This is a genomic window from Scytonema sp. PCC 10023 (genome assembly GCF_963920835.1).
GTDB lineage: Bacteria > Cyanobacteriota > Cyanobacteriia > Cyanobacteriales > Nostocaceae > Kalymmatonema.
On the sequence record NZ_CAWUDP010000007.1, the window covers coordinates 35,652 to 54,191 of the forward strand.

The 18,540-nt window shown below is 43.1% G+C and carries 16 protein-coding genes and 1 pseudogene; 14 read left to right on the forward strand and 3 right to left on the reverse strand.

The annotated features are described in order from the left end of the window. Positions 1 to 320 precede the first annotated feature (320 nt). A complete protein-coding gene (locus tag ACM0OZ_RS06330; RefSeq protein ID WP_414581949.1) occupies positions 321 to 2,096 on the reverse strand; it encodes a glycosyltransferase family 39 protein in 1,776 nt (591 codons plus the stop codon). A 173-nt stretch (positions 2,097 to 2,269) separates the two neighbouring features. Here ACM0OZ_RS06330 and ACM0OZ_RS06335 point away from each other — a divergent pair, with 173 nt between their 5' ends. Beyond that, a complete protein-coding gene (locus ACM0OZ_RS06335; RefSeq protein ID WP_414581950.1) occupies positions 2,270 to 4,753 on the forward strand; it encodes an ATP-dependent helicase in 2,484 nt (827 codons plus the stop codon). Positions 4,754 to 4,876: 123 nt separating this feature from the next. Further along, positions 4,877 to 5,401: a hypothetical protein gene (locus tag ACM0OZ_RS06340; protein ID WP_414581951.1), complete on the forward strand. Its 525-nt coding sequence runs from the start codon at positions 4,877 to 4,879 to the stop codon at positions 5,399 to 5,401. Positions 5,402 to 5,512: 111 nt separating this feature from the next. Here ACM0OZ_RS06340 and ACM0OZ_RS06345 read toward each other — a convergent pair whose 3' ends face one another. Continuing rightward, positions 5,513 to 6,133: a Uma2 family endonuclease gene (locus tag ACM0OZ_RS06345; protein ID WP_414581952.1), complete on the reverse strand. Its 621-nt coding sequence runs from the start codon at positions 6,131 to 6,133 to the stop codon at positions 5,513 to 5,515. Between the two features lie 323 nt (positions 6,134 to 6,456). On the opposite strand from ACM0OZ_RS06345, the gene rpmI reads away from it, so the two are divergent. The 8 genes and pseudogenes from rpmI to ACM0OZ_RS06385 all read left to right on the forward strand — a co-directional run bounded on the left by rpmI (position 6,457) and on the right by ACM0OZ_RS06385 (position 14,793). After that, positions 6,457 to 6,654: a 50S ribosomal protein L35 gene (gene rpmI / locus ACM0OZ_RS06350; protein WP_069349133.1), complete on the forward strand. Its 198-nt coding sequence runs from the start codon at positions 6,457 to 6,459 to the stop codon at positions 6,652 to 6,654. A gap of 22 nt (positions 6,655 to 6,676) precedes the next feature. Then, a complete protein-coding gene (gene rplT / locus ACM0OZ_RS06355; RefSeq protein WP_073633973.1) occupies positions 6,677 to 7,033 on the forward strand; it encodes a 50S ribosomal protein L20 in 357 nt (118 codons plus the stop codon). A gap of 12 nt (positions 7,034 to 7,045) precedes the next feature. After that, complete coding sequence (locus ACM0OZ_RS06360) at positions 7,046 to 7,873, forward strand: transporter substrate-binding domain-containing protein (RefSeq protein WP_414581953.1); 828 nt, start codon at positions 7,046 to 7,048, stop codon at positions 7,871 to 7,873. 159 nt (positions 7,874 to 8,032) lie between these two features. After that, on the forward strand, positions 8,033 to 8,557 hold the full coding sequence (locus ACM0OZ_RS06365) for a tetratricopeptide repeat protein (RefSeq protein WP_414581954.1): 525 nt from the start codon (positions 8,033 to 8,035) through the stop codon (positions 8,555 to 8,557). Positions 8,558 to 8,682: 125 nt separating this feature from the next. Next, positions 8,683 to 8,994: pseudogene (locus ACM0OZ_RS06370) on the forward strand (alkaline phosphatase); the annotation flags it as partial. A 298-nt stretch (positions 8,995 to 9,292) separates the two neighbouring features. Continuing rightward, on the forward strand, positions 9,293 to 10,978 hold the full coding sequence (locus ACM0OZ_RS06375; protein ID WP_414581955.1) for an efflux RND transporter periplasmic adaptor subunit: 1,686 nt from the start codon (positions 9,293 to 9,295) through the stop codon (positions 10,976 to 10,978). A 45-nt stretch (positions 10,979 to 11,023) separates the two neighbouring features. Next, positions 11,024 to 14,149 carry an efflux RND transporter permease subunit gene (locus tag ACM0OZ_RS06380; protein ID WP_414581956.1) on the forward strand — a complete coding sequence of 1,042 codons (3,126 nt, stop codon included), beginning with the start codon at positions 11,024 to 11,026 and terminating at the stop codon, positions 14,147 to 14,149. Between the two features lie 146 nt (positions 14,150 to 14,295). Further along, positions 14,296 to 14,793: a hypothetical protein gene (locus ACM0OZ_RS06385; protein WP_414581957.1), complete on the forward strand. Its 498-nt coding sequence runs from the start codon at positions 14,296 to 14,298 to the stop codon at positions 14,791 to 14,793. A 17-nt stretch (positions 14,794 to 14,810) separates the two neighbouring features. On the opposite strand, the gene ACM0OZ_RS06390 is transcribed toward ACM0OZ_RS06385, so the two are convergent. Next, positions 14,811 to 15,035 (reverse strand): hypothetical protein, encoded by a 225-nt coding sequence (locus ACM0OZ_RS06390; protein WP_414581958.1) that lies wholly within the window; start codon positions 15,033 to 15,035, stop codon positions 14,811 to 14,813. A 224-nt stretch (positions 15,036 to 15,259) separates the two neighbouring features. On the opposite strand from ACM0OZ_RS06390, the gene ACM0OZ_RS06395 reads away from it, so the two are divergent. The 4 genes from ACM0OZ_RS06395 (at position 15,260) to rppB (ending at position 18,527) form a co-directional block, all read left to right on the forward strand. Next, on the forward strand, positions 15,260 to 15,733 hold the full coding sequence (locus ACM0OZ_RS06395; RefSeq protein ID WP_414581959.1) for a hypothetical protein: 474 nt from the start codon (positions 15,260 to 15,262) through the stop codon (positions 15,731 to 15,733). A 185-nt stretch (positions 15,734 to 15,918) separates the two neighbouring features. After that, positions 15,919 to 16,404, forward strand: coding sequence for a DUF2808 domain-containing protein (locus ACM0OZ_RS06400; RefSeq protein ID WP_414581960.1), 486 nt, complete (start codon positions 15,919 to 15,921; stop codon positions 16,402 to 16,404). 40 nt (positions 16,405 to 16,444) lie between these two features. Beyond that, entirely contained in the window at positions 16,445 to 17,158 is a 714-nt protein-coding gene (rppA, locus tag ACM0OZ_RS06405) for a two-component system response regulator RppA (RefSeq protein WP_414581961.1), read from the forward strand. Beyond that, on the forward strand, positions 17,136 to 18,527 hold the full coding sequence (rppB, locus tag ACM0OZ_RS06410) for a two-component system sensor histidine kinase RppB (protein ID WP_414581962.1): 1,392 nt from the start codon (positions 17,136 to 17,138) through the stop codon (positions 18,525 to 18,527). Before rppA ends, rppB begins: the two co-directional genes overlap by 23 nt. The last annotated feature ends 13 nt before the right edge of the window (positions 18,528 to 18,540 follow it).

The window sequence follows — 18,540 nt, forward strand, 5'->3', positions numbered from 1 at the left end:
TTAAATGCACCTAGTCAACAGTTACTTTAAAATAGAAAAAATGTACCTGATTTGAAAATAGAACTCCGCAGCTAGGAACGCAGAACGCAGAAGAAAAAATACATTTTCATCTGTCCTGATGTACGCAGTTCATGATCGCTACTTAAAACTTGCTTATACATTATTTATAACAAAATTTTATCATTCTTAACTTATAAACGCTCCAATTTGCCAGCCATCAATTCTGAGGAATATTTTTTAATTATTAAAATTGAACAATAAGATTCCCGACTTCGGCGAAGTCGGGAATCTGACCCAATCGATTTTCAATAATCAAAAATTCAAAATCTTGTTGCACAGCGATACAGCTGATAGGGAACACCAACGCGGTAGTGCTGCAAGGAATCTATAGTGCAAGTCATTTGCTGCGAAAGTGTGATTTGCTGTGGATAGTCTTTGCGTTTTCTACCTGGACCAACAACCCACAAATTAAGCTCAGTTGCAGTTGGCGTAGGAAGTTGCGAAAGTTTTTGCAAGACAGGAGCAAAGTCTGGCGATTGCTTGAAGAAAGCAATATTAGATGAGGGGGATGAGGGGGATGAGGAAGATGAGGGGGATGAGGGGGATGAGGGAGATGAGGAGGATGAGGGGGATAAGGAGATTAATTTGTCTTTCCCTAATTCCCGAAGTGGTTCGAGTGCTAAAGCGAAACTTAACCCTAACGCCACATCTTGGTAATCTCTGTATCCCACCACCATCATCAGGGGAAGTGAGGGATTTTGATTCATATTTCGCGCGACTTGCTCAGGTTCAAAGGGTTTTTGGAACACTAAGTTGGAAACAACAAAAACACAACTGAGAATACCGACAAGGACAAGAATGAATATAGAAGAATGAAGATTGAAGATAGAACTTTTTCTTTTGTCTTTCTTGTTTCCCTGAGCAAAACTTGCACCGAGCAAGGCACAAAAGCTGGGATAATAAACAAAGTGATAACGGGGAATAGGAGTAATATCTTTGCCTAAAAAATAGGCAATGGCAAAAAATTCTAATAGTACGCAAATCGAAAAACTTAAGAGAGTAAGTGTCGCTAAATGCGTTGATTTTGCACACCATAGCTGCCTTAACCCTTTGAAAGCTTGCCAACCCACCCATACACCAAACAATAGCATTAACAATCCACATATAACTGCAATTGCAAGGATCTGATTTTCTACAGGAAGAGAAATCACCATCAGCAGCCAACTAACGAGAGTTTGATAGAGTGGAGAAATGTTTTGTGGAGGATCCAGCCAGCCAGTTTCAGAACGGTTATAGTTACTAAGGACAACTGGTAGCCAGGGCAAAAAGCTGATTGCAACAACACTTACACATAGAATCAGTGCTAGCCAAATTTGGCGTTTGTTAATGATATTTGCCCTGCGCCAACATATCAGCACCAGTAACGTACCAATTTGGGCAATGAAGGCAAGAATGCAAAAATAATGAACATAAATACCGATACTGTTAATGATTGCCCATCCCAGCAAAACCCAAAGTCTAACTTTCTGTCGCTTTTCGATATCCTTGACAACTTGCACCAGCCCCAGTAAAGATAAAGTGATCAGGAGCATGGGTAATGTGTAGTGTCGTGCTTCTTGTGAAAGGTAAACAGCTAGGGGAGAAACAGCCATAAAAGCTGCTGCGATTATCCCCGCAGAGCGAGAGAAGGCAATACGATTAACATAGTAAATTGCTACAATTGCACCGACACCAAAAAACGCTGCTGGCGATCGCAATTTTACAACCCACTCACTTCCCAAAGGACTCAACCAGCTCAACCAACTGTACATTCCACAAAAAAACAGCGGCGGATGAGTAGACTGGGTTGCAAGGTTTTTGGCAATTTGAGAACAACTCACTCCTGGTTGGATACTAAAAATCTCTGGTACACGTTCCAGGGGTAACACGACATCCAAAGGCAAATCATTGTAGGTTTTACCCAAGCTGAAAATGGCAGTAATCACCTCATCCATCCACAGAGGTTTGAGATCCAAATTCCAAAAACGCAAGATTGCACCCAAGGCGATCGCCCCAGCTAAAGCGAGATAATGTAGATACAGTTTGCGATTTGCCATTCCTTTCAATAGTTAGTCGTTAGCGGTTAGTAGAACAACTAACAATTCCTAGTCCAAAATTGCAACCGCAGACTGTAGCGGATAATGTTCAGATATTTATCTGCGTCTATCTGCCTCTATCTGCGGTTCAAAATTTAAAATTTTATTAGATAAGACGCTAATTGTACAAATCAGTGCCTCAAGAATCTCAATCAATAGAAGTATCTTCATCGCCTGTGTCTTCACTGCGAGAGATAGGTATAGCAAGCATCCGTAATACTCTCCGTCTGGGACAGCAGCACATGGTTGACTGGGAGTCTGGTTCACTCGCTGTTTCGGCGGTTCCTGGTGCTGGTAAATCCACAGGAATGGCAGCAGCAGCGGCAATTGCGATCGCCCGTCAGTATGATCAATCTTCTGCATTACGTCGCAATAGCCGTCGTCAACTGATTGTTGTTACCTTTACTCGCTCAGCTGTTGCCAATATTAAAGTTAAAATTCGCGAATACTTAAAAAAATTATCTTTACCTCAGACAGGCTTTACTGTACACACGCTCCATGGTCTTGCCTTAAATATAGCCAACCGCTATCCGGATTTATCAGGTTTACAGTTAGAAAATGTCACATTAATTACTCCAAACCAAAGCCACAGATTCATCAGAACGGCTGTAGAGCAATGGATTAACAGCCATCCAGGGCGATATTCTCGGTTACTAGAAGGTATTCAATTTGACGGTGAAGAAACAGAAAGACTGCGGCGTCAGTCAGTGTTACGGACAGAAGTCTTGCCAGAACTGGCGACTACAGTCATTCATGAGGCAAAAAGTTCTGGTTTATTCCCCCAAGATTTGCGTGAGTTCAGCCAACAAACCACAGACGAATATCAAATCTTAAGCATCGCGGCTGGGTTGTACGAGCAATATCAAAATTTAATGCGATCGCGTGACTTCATCGACTACGATGACATGATTTTAGCCGCCCTGCGCGTTTTGGAGAACGAAAACGCTCGGAGAATCGAGCAAAACCAAGTTTTCGCCGTCTTTGAAGACGAAGCACAAGATTCTAGCCCACTGCAAACGCGACTCTTAACAATTCTCGCCACTGACTCCCATAACCCCAACCAACCGCCAAATATGATTCGCGTTGGTGATCCCAACCAAGCGATTAACTCCACCTTCACCCCAGCCGATCCAATTTATTTTCGGCAATTCTGCAAAGAGTGTGACGCGCAAGGACGACTGGTGACAATGGATCAAGCCGGTCGTAGTACCAAAATTATTATCGACGCCGCCAACTTTACCTTGGAATGGGTGAATAGTCTTTATGTGAAAACAGGACAAGAAGGACAAGGAGGACAAGGGAGAATTTCTACCTCATCTTCCTCATCCCCCTCATCCCCCTCATCTCCCCCCTCATCCCCCTCATCTCCCCCCTCTCCCTCATCTCCTCACCTCCCCATCTCCCCATCTCCCTTTCGTTTCCAAAGAATTCGCCCTGTTGAATTGAATCACCGTCAAGATGATGTCAATCCGCAAGCTGTGGGACAGGGACTGGAACTGTACACGCCCCGTGATATTCATCACACAGTTGAGTTATTGTCCGAGAGGGTTGTAGAGTTATTTTCCCAGGACCCAGACAAAATCAGTGCAGCTATTTTGGTGCGGGAGAACCGTCAAGGACGGTGGTTGGCAGAAGCGCTGAGTTCAGTGTGTAAAAGGCATGAAATTCCAATTTATGATGTCGGGGAACGCGATCGCCATTCTCATGTCCCGGAAGAGATTTTGGCAGTTCTGCAATTTTGCGATCGCCCTCATTCCCCCGACTACCTCAAACGGGCATTACAAGTTCTTGTACAGCGGCGATTGATTGAAACGCAAGACCTCAACGCCCTCGCCACTTTGCCCGAAGAATTTTTGTATCCAGGTCCTTTGGCTGCACCTCAGCCACAGCCAGTGCAAAAAGCTGCACATCTGTGTCGCAGTTTACTTCGCGCCCATTTAGAACTGCCCCTGTACCAGTTAATTTCATTCATCGCCCTAACACTCAATTACGAGCAAGCAGAACTAGCAACAGCCGACAAATTAGCAGAACGAGTCAATCAGCAAATAGCTGGCAATACTTCAATGGGGGCGATGCTGAATGTATTAAGTGAAATCGTCAGTTCCGAACGGTTTGAACCCGTGGAAACAGAAGACTTAGAAGCACGATACACCCGTCCCGGTCAACTCACAATTATCACCATGCATAAGGCAAAAGGGCTGGATTGGGACTATGTTTTTATACCCTTTGTGCATGAAAACTTAATTCCTGGCAGATTTTGGGTTCCTCCCCAAAGCCAGTTTTTAGGTGACTTTACTTTATCAGAAGTTGCCCGCGCCCAAATTCGCGCTGCTCTCCACGCGAAATCTACCTTACCCAGCGTCACTGCTGCTTGGGAACAAGCAAAACACCTAAAAACAGCCGAAGAGTATCGCTTACTCTACGTTGCCATGACAAGGGCAAAGCGCCTACTGTGGATGTCTGCGGCTTCTAAAGCTCCATTTACCTGGAGTAAACCAGAGAATTTACAAGAGCAAACGCCTTGTCCTGTATTTCCAGCACTCAAACGTCAGTTTCCCCAATGCGTAGTTTCTCTAGTAACAATTCCCCGAGCAGACACAAACAAAAGCGGCACATAATCGGAAACTTTCGGACTTGAGTTTGAAGTCTCTAGGAGTAGAGCAAAATCAAAACGTGCAAAACCCAAGCTAAGGGCATAGCTCTTAGTGGCAATTTAACTTATTCAATTTTAAGGGTGTTCTATGAAAGACATAAACAAACTATATCCTGCACTTAACAAAACACTCAAGTCCTCTAAGGGTGTTTTGTTAACTTTAACGTTAACAAGCCTGCTATCAAGCGTACTGGGGCTTGCAGGGAACAATACTGCTGCTTTTGCTAGCGATGAGCAGATACAGAGCAGCCACAGCAGTATAAAAATGTCCCAAAACACAGACCAGTTCTCAACCTACAGCCGCATTCAAATATCTCAAAACACAAACCAGAACTCAAACGAACTGCCAAGACGGATAGCAAATGCTATTTTACGTGATGCTTCCAAACGTTCTGGCGTAGCAATCCGTGAGTTGGAAATTGCTCAAGCCACTCCAAAAACCTTTGGAAATCCTTGCGAATTCAAATTTGGAGAAGTTTGCACCAGGGAATACAAGCCGATTAAAGGTTGGGAAGCCGTTGTTGAGGTGGGAGACGATTCTTGGACTTACCATGTCAACCAATCCGGCTCACAAATCGTTGTAGATCCAAAGGTTAGTGCAGCCAAAGGTTAACCTTTACTCAGGTTAATTTTGCCCAGATTGATCATGTCTTGCTTTTTCCATGAGCGTTTGGATATCGTTCTAATTACCAATTTTATTGGTAATTAGTCATTTAAAGATAAACTACATTCCAACAGATTGACTTGCTACAAATATTTGTCTTGCCGTAAGCTGCAAATTTGGAAAGATTGAGGAAACAAGTTGATCATTATTTTGAAACAACTGTTTTTGATATTCATCCTCTACGAGTGTAGAAATTGTAACTGTTGGTTGCTTTGGTTTTCCAATATATTCTCTCCCACCAATGCCCAAAGAATCAACAATCCAATACTCAGGTACTCCTAACAAAGCGTAATCTTCAACTTTGCGGGCGTAGTCGTTCTGCCAATTTGTACTGACGACTTCAGCAATTAATTTAATTGAGTTTCCTGATGTAATTACTGGTTGGTGTTGCCACAATGGCTCATTTATCAGTCGAGTTTGGTCTAACACAATGACATCGGGACGAAACGCTGTTTCTGTCCCTAACAGTTTGATTAGGCATCGATGGGGGATAAAGTAAGTTGCATCCTGACGGTCAATTTCTACATTCAGTTTTCGGCCAATTAAAGCGGATACTTGCTCGTGCGGTCCGGTTGGTTCCATCTTGATTAATTCACCATCGATAAGTTCATTGCAATCGCTATCACCGTAGTAGGTAATAAACTCATCAACAGTTAGAAGTTTCGGGGCTGATTGAACCATTGTGATTGTTCCTCGTTCTACAGTCCGATAACCCAGAGGGTTCAAGCTTTGCTTATGGCGTGATCCGTTTGGAATAAAAAAGTCTGACTCGAATTACTCCCTTCCCGGTACAAAATTACCGAACTTGAACCTTGGCGTTCTTGGCGTCTTGGCGGTTTTTTATAAGTAATCTTCTAGCGGGAAGGGAGTTAAGACGCGATCACTCTCAAGTACCTCGCTAGAAAGCGCGATCGCACTACCTAATATAGCAACAGGCAAGTTCCCCTCATCAGCTTTGGATTCTTACTTTATAATTATAGATTGTGTCGAATTAAAGCAGCCCCATGCCTAAACTCAAAACCCGTAAAGCAGCGGCAAAGAGATTCCGTGCCACAGGTACCGGGAAAATCGTACGTCGCAAAGCTTTCAAAAACCACCTGCTACAGCACAAATCTTCCAATAAGAAACGTAACCTGTCGAAAATGGCAGTTGTCAACGAGCGCGATGAAGAAAACGTGCGCCTCATGCTCCCCTATTTGTAATTTATTCAGGAACTAAGACGATATGACACGGGTAAAACGCGGTAATGTTGCTCGCAAACGCCGCAAAAAAATTCTCAAAATAGCGAAAGGTTTTCGCGGTTCCCACTCAACTCTGTTTAGAACCGCCAATCAAAGAGTGATGAAGGCGCTGCGGAACGCCTATCGCGATCGCAAAAAACGCAAACGCGATTTCCGCCGCCTGTGGATCACCCGCATCAACGCTGCTGCACGTCTACATGGCTTGAGTTACAGCCAGTTGATTGGAAATCTGAAAAAAGCTGATATCCAACTCAACCGTAAAATGTTGGCACAATTGGCAGTCCTCGATCCAGCAAGCTTTAGCAAAGTCGCAGAATTGGCAAGCCAAGCAAAAGGATAAAGGTGGCAACGGATGGATAACGGATGTAACAGATGGAAAGCAGCTTGTCGGTTACATCTGCTGATATCCGCTGCCATTTTTTTGCTTTTGAGTTTCTCGTGTGTGATAGCAGATACACAATTATCAGCATCTGCCGCAGAAATGCCCGAAATTCAGCGGCGGGGCTATATAAATGTTGCCGTCAAAGATAACTTGCGTCCACTAGGATTTAGAGATGCAAGCGGCAATTTGCAAGGCTTGGAAATTGACTTAGCAAAGGCATTGGCAGTTGACTTAGTAGGCAAACCAAATGCTGTGAAATTGCAACCTGTGGCAAATCGCGATCGCCTATCTGCAGTTTTAGATCATAAAGTTGATATGGCGATCGCCAGAGTCACAGCAACCTCCTCACGCTCTCGCTTAGTAAGTTTCAGTGTTCCTTACTACTTTGATGGTGCTGTTTTAGTCACAAAAGATACCTCTTTGCAACGGCTGAGCGATTTAGCAAAACGGAAAATTGGCGTCCTCAAAAATTCCAGCACCATTGCCAACGTGCGCTATTATTTACCAAATGCTGAGTTAGTCGGAGTAGATTCTTATCAAGAAGCCTTTGCGCTCTTAGAAAACAATGGAGCAAATGCTTTTGCCGCAGATGCTAGCGTTCTTAGCGGTTGGGTGCAACAATATCCCCAGTATCGCCTACTGCCAACCAAGCTATCAACCGAACCATTATCTGTGGTCATGCCCAAGGGATTACAGTACGATGAATTACGAAGGCGGGTAAACGAAGCCATTGCCCGTTATATTAATTCTGGTTGGCTCCAGCAACGCGCTACATATTGGGGATTACCCCTTCGATAATTTTTCGTTTGATAACCGCGCTTCCCAATCCCTAATCCCCAATCCCTAATCCCCAATTCCCAGCCCCCTTTACTAAGAAATTAATTTTTTTATAAATCATAATTTTCAGTCTTCCGTGTAAGTTGATAATAGAAAAAGAAGAAACTTTAAATAAAGACAATGGATAACAATCTAGCGATTATTTATCTGTCAATTTTTGTGGGTCTCCTCTTAATTGCAAGTGTCAGCGTTTTTCGCCAGGTATTGAAAAGTCGTAAGATGGAAAGCACCATGTCACGCTTACGAAAGAAGCTGACTAAAGAAAAAGGGACATCTCAAGAATATTACGAGTTAGCCAGTATTTATTCCGAGAAAAAACTATTTTCCCAGGCAATAACTATCTTTCAAAAAGCAATCAAAGCTGCCGAAGAAGAAGGAGAAGAAAATGTAGCCTATATCTATAATGGGCTGGGCTACGCCTACTTCGGACAAGAACAGTATGACTTAGCAATTCGTAATTATAAAGAAGCCCTCAAATCTAAACCCGACTATGTGACAGCGCTGAACAATCTTGGTCATGCATACGAGCGGAAAAAATTAAATGCTCAAGCCCTGGAAGCTTATGAAGAAGCACTGAAACTTCAGCCAACTAACACCACGGCAAAACGCCGTTCTGACTCTTTGCGGCGCTTAGTTTCAGCATAATTTTCCAGTATTTCTCGTTCCCGCGCTTTGCCTTGTGAATACCTTCTAAGCGCAAAGCGTTCCCTTCTCCTGTGCCAGACGCTACGCCCCGAGAGGTCAACCAGGAGCATCTGAAGTTGCTTGTGGCTGCCCACGACAACAACATGGATAACCTGATTGGCACCGTGTTGGACTTCGACAAAGCTGTTACATCCGTAATTAATTGGATTGAAAACAACGGTGGCTGGGAAGAGAACCAGCTGATTGTCACAGCTGACCATGACCACTATCTAACCCTAAATCCGAACTTCCCCTCTTTGGTGCAAAGCCTTGGTGGTGAAGCGCTGACGGATTTAGACACACCAGCACAAGCAGGGCACTTCTGGGGTTCTAACCCCGATGTCAAGTACGGCTGGGGAAATCATTCCAACCGTCCAGTACCAGTTTACTACCAAGGTCCTGACATTGCATAAAGGTAGTTATAGTTTCATGCGGTAATTTTATCGACCTGCAAATATCTTACCGCATATTTCTATAGATTTCTATATTATGAGCGAACGAGAATCATACTCCTCAAAATTTCATCCTAATTTCATAGCGGTATGAAAAACTAGTGAAGGAGTGGCAGTTAGGTTGCATAAACAACTTGCACCTCTCGAAGTCTTAAACTAAACAAAGCTTAATACCCAATTCCACTGAAAATGCCAACATCTAAGCGCGATTCTGCTTCCTAGTTACTCAAGGACACTTCAAGCGATGCGAATCTCTAACCGTTTTCAACGTTCTACGTCACTCCATTGTGCTTCTTTGACAATGTTGAGCGTGCTGCTGCTAACTGCCCCCGCAGCTGTTTTAGCTCACGGTAATCATGGAAATGAATTTCAAGGCGCAAGCGAACCAACTGCAAAAGTTGAAGTTGATGCAGAAACTGCCAAACGGCTAGGAATTAAAGTTGAGCCTGTTAAACGGCATCGGCTAGATGTTGGCATTAAAACCACCGGACAGATTGAAACCTTGCCTAGTCAAAAAGTGGAAGTCACTACCCCAATTTCTGGGGCGAAAGTGGTTGAGTTGTTGGTGGAACCTGGTGTAAGCGTAAAAAAAGGTCAACCTGTAGCTGTATTAACGAGTCCTGACTTGGTGACGCTGCGCGTTGAATCTCAGGAAAAACTTGCCGAAAGTAGGGCTGATTTACAACAAGCGCAAGCTGATTTACGGTTAGCTCAACAAAACTACGAAAAATATCAGCAGATAGCCGCAGCTGAAATAGCCGAAGCACAAAGCCAAGTGGCATTCTCCCAAGAAAAGTATGACAAAGATAAGGTGTTAGCTGATAATGGCGCTCTCCCCCGCCGCAATGCCTTAGAATCCCAAACTCAGCTTGCACAAGCCAAAGCCGAACTTACCAAAGCCAGTAGCCGCCGGGACGTTATTGATGCTGAAAATAAACTAAAACGTGCTCAATCAGCCGTTGAGGTAGCAAATTCACGTATTCAACTTAGTAATGCTGCGTATGAAACTCGGCTGCAACAATTGGGAAATAGCGCCAATGCTAAGGGACTGGTCACGGTGACAGCACCCATTTCTGGTAAGGTTGCTGACAGGGAAGTTACCCTTGGGCAATCATTTGAGGACGCTGGTGGCAAGCTGATGACGATTGTGAATGACAGTCGGGTTTTTTCCACAGCGAACATCTATGAAAAAGATTTAGACAAAGTAAAAATTGGTCAACGGGTCAGGGTGAAAGTGGCTAGCTTGCCTAATCGTACCTTCACCGGACAAATTGCGCGGATTGGCTCGTTGGTACAAGGGGAAACGCGAGTCGTACCAGTACAAGCCGAACTGGATAACTCTAGTGGGCAGCTTAAACCAGGGATGTTCGCCGAACTAGAGGTGATAACAAACAGAACATCCACAGCTATGTTGGCAATTCCTAGCTCTGCTGTAGTAGAGGCAAATGGTAAAAAATTGGTTTATGTGCAAAATGGTAATGCCTTCCAGTCTGCTGACGTGACATTAGGTCAAACTTCTGGAGATTTAGTTGAGGTTAAGAGTGGTTTGTTCGATGGAGATTTGGTTGTTACACAACGTGCGCCTCAACTTTATGCACAATCTTTGAGGGGCGGTAGCAAATCTGACTCACATGAACACGGTCACGACCACTCAGAAGAAGAACATAACTCAGGTGAAGCGACGGTACAAAACAAAAGCGGAGTGCAATTGCCCTGGTGGTGGATCATCCCAGGTTCTGGTGCGATCGCACTCACTGGTTTCATACTAGGTCGTCGTACCAAACCAGGTCTAACTCCAGTATCTCAAAGCAGTGAATCTTTCTCCAGTCCAGTTTCTGAGGTAACGGCAGTATCTGGGGATGAATCAACAGAATTTACTGATCATCACCGCGCTATTCATCATGAGTCAAAAATTACCAATCAGAAATAAAAATAATTAATTAAGTAATAAATAAATAATAAATAATAAATAAAAATGCTAAGTGCAATTATAAAATGGGCAATTGCGCGTCGTTGGTTAGTCATCCTGGGTGCAATTGTCGTCACTCTTTGGATATTCCAAACAATTATCCAAATGCCCTTAGATGTCTTCCCTAGTTTTGCACCACCTCAAGTTGAAATTCAAACAGAAGCGCCGGGACTAGCACCAGAAGAAGTCGAATCACTGGTGACTTTACCAATTGAAAGTGCAATTAATGGGACTCCGGGTGTGACAGCAGTACGTTCTTCGAGTGCATCGGGAATTTCGGTTGTCAGAATCATTTTTAACTGGGGAACGAATACCTATCAAGCTAGACAGCTAGTCACAGAACGATTGCAACAAGCTCAAAGTAAGCTTCCTGAAGGTGTGGAAACACCCCAAGTCTCCCCTACTAGTTCTCCTATTGGGACTGTATTGCAATATGCCTTCACTTCTTCTAGCACACCTTTAATGGAAGTGCGGCGTATTGTTGATTGGCAAGTGACAAACCGTCTGTTGGCTGTTCCTGGTGTAAGTCAGCTTGTGGCTTATGGCGGCGATATTCGTCAATATCAAGTTTTGGTTGACCCAGAGAAGTTAAACGCCTTTAATGTTACTTTAGAAGATGTGGCAGAAGCTGCCAAAGCTGCCAATGTCAATGCGCCTGGTGGCTACTTAATCACTCCTGATCGAGAAAGGTTAATTCGGGGTGTTGGGCGGATTGAATCTATCGAAGAATTACAGCAATCTGTTATTACTGCTCGCAATGGTACACCAGTGAAACTATTAGATGTTGCTGATGTGCAAATTGGTGCAGCTATTAAACGGGGGGATGGTAGTTTTAACGGTCAAAAGGCAATTATTGTCTTGATTAATAAACAGCCTCAAGCTGATACTCCCACTGTCACGCGTGCCTTAGAAGCGGCGATGTCAGAAATCAAAGCAGGTTTACCCAAAGATATCAAGGTAACTGCTACATTTCGACAAGAAAATTATATTGATTCTTCTATTGAAAATGTGAGAGAGGCTTTAGTTGAAGGCAGTATTATTGTTGCCCTTATCCTCATTCCATTTTTAATGAATTGGCGCAACCTCGCTGTATGTTTAACAGCGCTTCCACTATCTTTGCTGGTTGGCGTGATGTTGCTCAATTGGTTGGGACAAGGTTTAAATACAATGACTTTGGGAGGGTTAGCAGTCGCAATTGGTTCGGCGGTTGACGATGCAATTGTGGATGCAGAAAATGTCTACCGTTGTTTGCGAGAAAATAAACACTCTCTCAATCCACGTCCCGTTTTAGATGTGGTATTTGATGGCTGTCAGGAAGTGCGTGATTCAGTCTTTGGAGCTACCATCATTACAATAGTTGTCTTCTCTCCAATTTTTGCTTTGACTGGTGTAGAAGGAAGCATTTTTATTCCGATGGGATTGGGATATTTAGCAGCAGTGATTGCTTCTAGTCTGACAGCATTAACTGTAACCCCAGCTTTATGTGCAATTCTTTTGCCTTACGGACACCTGCCAGAAACCGAACCTTGGGTAGCAAGATTTTTTAAGCGACTTTATCATCCCCTGTTAACGTTTGCTCTACGATATTCTGCAATTATATTAGTTGTCGCTGCTGCCAGCCTCATAGCCGCAATGGTCATTGTTCCTTCCTTTGGAAGCGTGTTTTTACCAGAGTTTCAGGAGCAAACTTTGGTAAATACTATGACTCTCTATCCGGGGGTTTCTTTAGAAGCGACCAATGCAGCAGGCGAAGCACTCCAAGCAGCGCTTAAAGATGACAAGAGATTTCCATATGTACAGTTGCGTTCCGGACGTGCGCCAAGAGATGAGGAAGCCGCTGGGGTGAACTTAGGACATATTGATATTGAGTTGAGTGACTCAGGGATGAAAAACAGGGAGGCGACTATAGAAAAGCTGCGGTCGGAATTTGCCAAGATACCAGGGGTAGCACCAAATATTGGCGGTTTTATTTCTCACCGGATGGATGAGGTATTGTCTGGGGTGAGGAGTGCGATCGCCGTCAAAATTTTCGGTCCTGACTTAGAACAACTCCGTACCATTGGGAATCAGGTAAATGATGTGATGAAAACGGTTGAGGGAATTGTTGATTTGCAACTTGAACCCCAAGTCCCAGTAGAACAGATACAAATTAAGTTTAACCGAAGAGCCGCTTCTCAATATGGTTTAACAGTCGGAAAACTTTCTGAAATTATTGAAACTGCCTTCAATGGACGAGTGGTGTCGCAAGTTTTGGAGAAACAACAAACGTTTGATTTAATTGTGTGGTTAAAGCCAGATGCCCGTCAAAACCTGGATACCATTGGTAATTTATTAGTTGATACTCCTAACGGTCAAAAGATTCCTTTAGCACAAGTTGCCACAATTGGCAATGGTACTGGTCCCAATACTATTAACCGTGAAAATGTTTCTCGTTTGATTGTTGTTTCTGCGAATGCTAGTGGTAGAGATTTACGTTCTGTAGTCAACGAAGTTCGCAACAAGATTAAGCAGAAAATGCAGATAAGCCCTGGTTACTATATCCAGTATGCAGGGCAATTCGAGGCGCAAGAACGAGCAACCCACAATATCTTAATTTTTAGTGCCGTAGCCTTTGTCGTGATTTCAGTCATTATGTACCTTTCTGTCAAATCTATGCCCTCTACAATCATGATTATGATTAACTTGCCTTTGGCGTTAGTGGGGGGAATATTTTCGGTAGCTTTGACTGGAGGCGTGATTTCCATTGCTTCTTTGGTTGGTTTTGTCACTTTATTTGGAGTTGCTACCCGTAACGGTTTGCTGTTGGTGGATAATTACAACACGAAATTTGCTGAAGGAATGCCTTTTAAAGAAGTTCTAATGAAAGGGTCAATGGAACGTCTTAACGCCATCTTGATGACAGCTTTTACCTCAGCTTTAGGATTAGCACCCTTGGTCGTTGAAGGTGGTCCAGGAAAGGAAATTCTACAACCTCTTTCGATAGTGGTGTTAGGTGGGTTGTTTACTTCTACAGCGTTAACTCTGGTAGTGTTACCAGCGTTGTATGCCAAATTTGGCTCTTTCTTAATGCCAAAGCGAACTGTGTCATCTGTAGAAAATGGTAAGGCAGTTCAAGCAGTTTTTGAGCGGTAGTTAATACCATGTTTGGCAGCTTTTTGGTTTCTAAAAAGACCATGCAACTGCAAAACATTAACATTGCTCAAGGGTCGGTTGTATGAAAATGCAAGTTTACCCAATTGTGTCTCGATTCTTAATTATTCTAGATGAGGAGTCAATCAATGAAATTACTAAAATCAGGCTTGATTGTTCTAGGAACTGTGGGGCTGCTTTTCTTAGGTGCTTGTAGTAATGGAACTCAAGGAGGTAATTCAGCAAGTAACACAGAATCTTCTACCGCAGCCAATACTTCAAAAAATGAGACGGCTAAATCACATGGCAAAATCGAGCATAGTGACAAAGAGCATTCTCATGGTGGTCAAGTTGTCGAGTCAGGTCAGTATCATTTGGAGTTAGTCTCTGAGAAAGAAGGCAACAACTCTCATTTAGATTTCTTTTTAGAAAAAGGGGAAAAACACGAAATAGTAACCGACGCCAAAGTAACCGCTCAAGTTCAGCTACCAGATGGAACTCAGAAAACCTTAAATTTCAAATATGATACTGAAGGTAAGCACTATACAGCTTTGCTTCCAGGAAATGTAACTGGTCAATATCCGGTAAAAGTTACTGCTGATGTTGGCGGTGAAAAGGTAAACGGTCGTTTTACTGTTAATCAATAATTTGAGCAGTTGACTTATTAATCGTCGTCGTCATCATCGTGATCATCATTGTCGTTATCGTCATCATGTTCACTAGCTGGCAATGATGACGGTGCTGTAGGTGGCTGTATTGTTGATGAAGGTAAAAAAGAAGTTTTTCTCCACACTAATGCTATTACACCAAGGACTATGGCAGCGGTCGCTACGCCAGCCAAAACTATAACTTTTATTTTTTTGTACCTGTTTTTATCGTCAATTGTCATTAGAAGTCGAGATCATGCTACTCGTACCCATCTTACAACGTGGCGAACTTACTCAAGCAAAATGACCCCAGGGGCAAAAATGTTTTGTAGACGCTTGTTGTGTAGGTGGGTAGCCATCCGTGATAGTGAACGCAGTTCATTTAGCAATGTTGGTCAAGGTGTAACAGTTGAGGGTGCGGAATTCTGCAATATGGTTGTCATCCTTTATTGCTTTGACAGTTAAGATGAACAAAATTTTGATATACAGTGCTACATTCACTTTAGTAACCGCAGCTTCAATTTTTGCTCGGTCTGCAACTGCCGCAACAGATAATAGTAGAGTTCCCAATATTAATAATGTGGAATTTTCTTCTAGCAGTTGGCGGATTGTTAAACATACTTTCCGAGTACATATTCCCCTAGATAAAAACCCTCTTGACCAGATTCTAATTGATGTTCCATCTACTGTAGCTGTAAGCAATGATATTGATGTGTTGAATGAGAATAGTCAAAAAATTAATATTAACGTTTCTGCACATGATAGAAGAATCATAATAGATTTTCCTAAGAAAGGTATTTCTAACACTAAACTGTTAATTAAACTTAATAAAGTAAAACAACCAGTACAAGGTTCTGCTTCTGTTTACAGCATTTCCGCTAAAGTTATTGGCAGTGACGAAGAAATTCCGGTAGGTGTAGCTCAATTTTCTACATTTTAATTTATCAATTGTTACGACAAGTGCTGAACTTTTAGCAAATCTACTAATTTTTGTAAATTCCTTTTAACAGGCTAAAATTTCATCCAAATTTCATCTCGCTCTGTCAAGCTATTGAGTAACAGTGTCATTCGCCTGCATACGACTCTGATGGTTGATTGACCTACTTCATTGCTTAGAGGCGTCAAATGAAAAGAACACTCATTTATGCTGCTGCTGTCACCTTAACACTGACAGTTTCAGTTTCTAGTACTTATGCACATCCTACAACAGAATCTCTTAATTCTCCTCATGTCATTAGCTTAGTGGAATCTCCTCAAGGCATTCGCCACTGGAGAGTTCTCAGACATACCTTACGATTAGAAATTCCCCAACAATGCAAGGCTCTTTCCCAGCTAACTATCGAAGCTCCATCTCACATAACTGTCAGAGATAATATTGATGTATCTGACCAGTCTGGTAAAAAAATTAATGCCAATATTTCTATCAATGACAAAAAAGTTATACTGGCATTCGCTGAACCAGTTGCCCCCGGCACTATACTCACTATAAATATGAACAAGGTAAAAAAATCCGCCGCGACCACGGGTGATAAGCTATATAGAATTTTTGCAAGACTAGAAGGTAATAATGCAGAGCTACCGATTGGTGTAGCTCAACTGCATAGTTATTGATGGTAACTTATGGTAACTTAAAGAAGCACAGACGCTATACATGAAAGTTCTGCTAGTTGAAGATGAACCAGACCTGGGTGCGTCAGTAGCGCGCAAATTGAGCAAGGAAAAATATATTGTTGACTGGGTTCTAGATGGGAATGAAGCTTGGAGTTGTCTAGAAAACCAATGGACGCAATATACACTAGCAATCTTTGATTGGTTACTGCCAGGAATATCAGGTTTAGAACTGTGTAAGCGCTTACGGGTTCGCGGCTCCTCTTTGCCCGTGCTGATGCTAACAGCAAAAGACAGCATGGAAGCTAAGGTAGCTGGACTAGATGCAGGGGCTGATGACTATCTGGTGAAGCCGTTTGGCATGGAGGAACTGCTAGCGCGGTTGCGGGCTTTGCAAAGGCGTTCGCCCTCCTTCCAACCTCAGCAACTTCAAGTTGGTTGTCTCATCCTAGACTACGGCAATTGTACAGTTTCTCGTCAGCACCCTAATGGTGACAGGCACGTAATTCCTTTAACAAAGAAGGAATTCCATCTGCTGGAATACTTTATGAAACGTCCTAACGTCATTGTTACCCGTGACCAAATTTTGAGTCATCTTTATACCTTCAGCGCAGAACGTATTAGTAATGTGGTGGCTGCTCAAATCCGACTTTTACGACGTAAACTGTCGGAATATAGTTGTGATGGTTTAATTGAAACCGTCCCTAACATGGGTTATCGTTTTAATCCTAGCAATGCAGATGAAACTGTTTCATAAGACTCGCGCAACGCTTGCTTTTTGGTATGCAGGGGTTATGGGTCTGATTATGTCCCTATGTGGTTTCGCCGTGTATGAGGTAATCATCCAAGCTTACCTGGTTTCTATCAATCGGGAACTGGAGTCTGTAACAGGCACACTGCATAATGTGATTGAAGCGACTCTGAAAAAACCTGGTCGCACGGAGCCAGTTTTTCAGTTAGTTTTACCAAATATTTGTCAAGCTTCTTCGGGCTGTCCCACCCAAAAAATCTTTAGCCACAATCAACTTGCCCACTCTGAACACGGCATTGTTGATGTTCTTTACAAAGATAAACAGTATTATATCCGTTTTGTCGATAGTTCGGGACGGTTGATTGCTGTGGCAGGTTTTCAACCTAACGAATTGCCGCCCCTTGTGCAAACAACACAAGTGTGGCAAACTGTCAAAGACTCGCAAAGCAATCGTTACAGTCAAATGTCTCTGCCGTTGCACACTCAAGATAATCAGCTTTGGGGTTATATACAGGTGGGGCGCTCTCTCAAAGAACTTGATAATCGTCTCGCTGCTTTAAAATTGGTTTTGGCACTCGGATTGCCAATTACGGTACTGCTAGTTGGCGGTTCTAGTTGGTGGCTAGCAGGCTTGGCAATGCGACCAATTGACAAGTCATATAAACAAATGCAACAGTTTACTTCTGATGCCTCTCATGAGTTGCGTACTCCTCTAGCAGCAATTAACGCAACAGTGGAAACTGTACTCGATTTAGAGCATCTGCCTGAACAAGAGGCGCGAGATATCCTAGTATCTATTAAGCGTCAGAATCATCGACTTGTTGAACTGGTTGCTGATTTGCTGCTACTCTCGCGATTGGATCAGCGAACGCTGGCGACACAATGGCTACCCTGCTGTCTCAACGTTTTGATTAATGACCTTATAGAAGAGTATTCAGCGTTAGCAAGTGCAGCATCTTTGCAATTAACTTCTTCAGTTCTCTGCCATCAGCCGTTATATGTAATGGGGGACGAAGACCAACTTTTACGTCTGCTTTCTAATTTAATTGCTAATGCCATTCAATATACCCCTACTGGCGGTTACGTCACAGTCATCCTTAAGCGCAGCAACGGTGATGCAGTGATTGAAATTGAAGATACAGGAATTGGCATTGCACCGAACGAACAAAACCAGATTTTTGACCGTTTTTACAGAGTACATAGCGATCGCTCGCGTAGCACTGGTGGTTCTGGATTGGGATTGGCTCTAGCCCAGGCAATTGTTCAGGCGCACAAGGGTAGCATACAGGTGCAAAGCCAACTTGGTAAAGGTAGCACCTTCATCGTTCGCTTGCCCTTGACAGATACCCCATCTTCTGACTTCCCCCGTAGCTGATGAACATTAATCC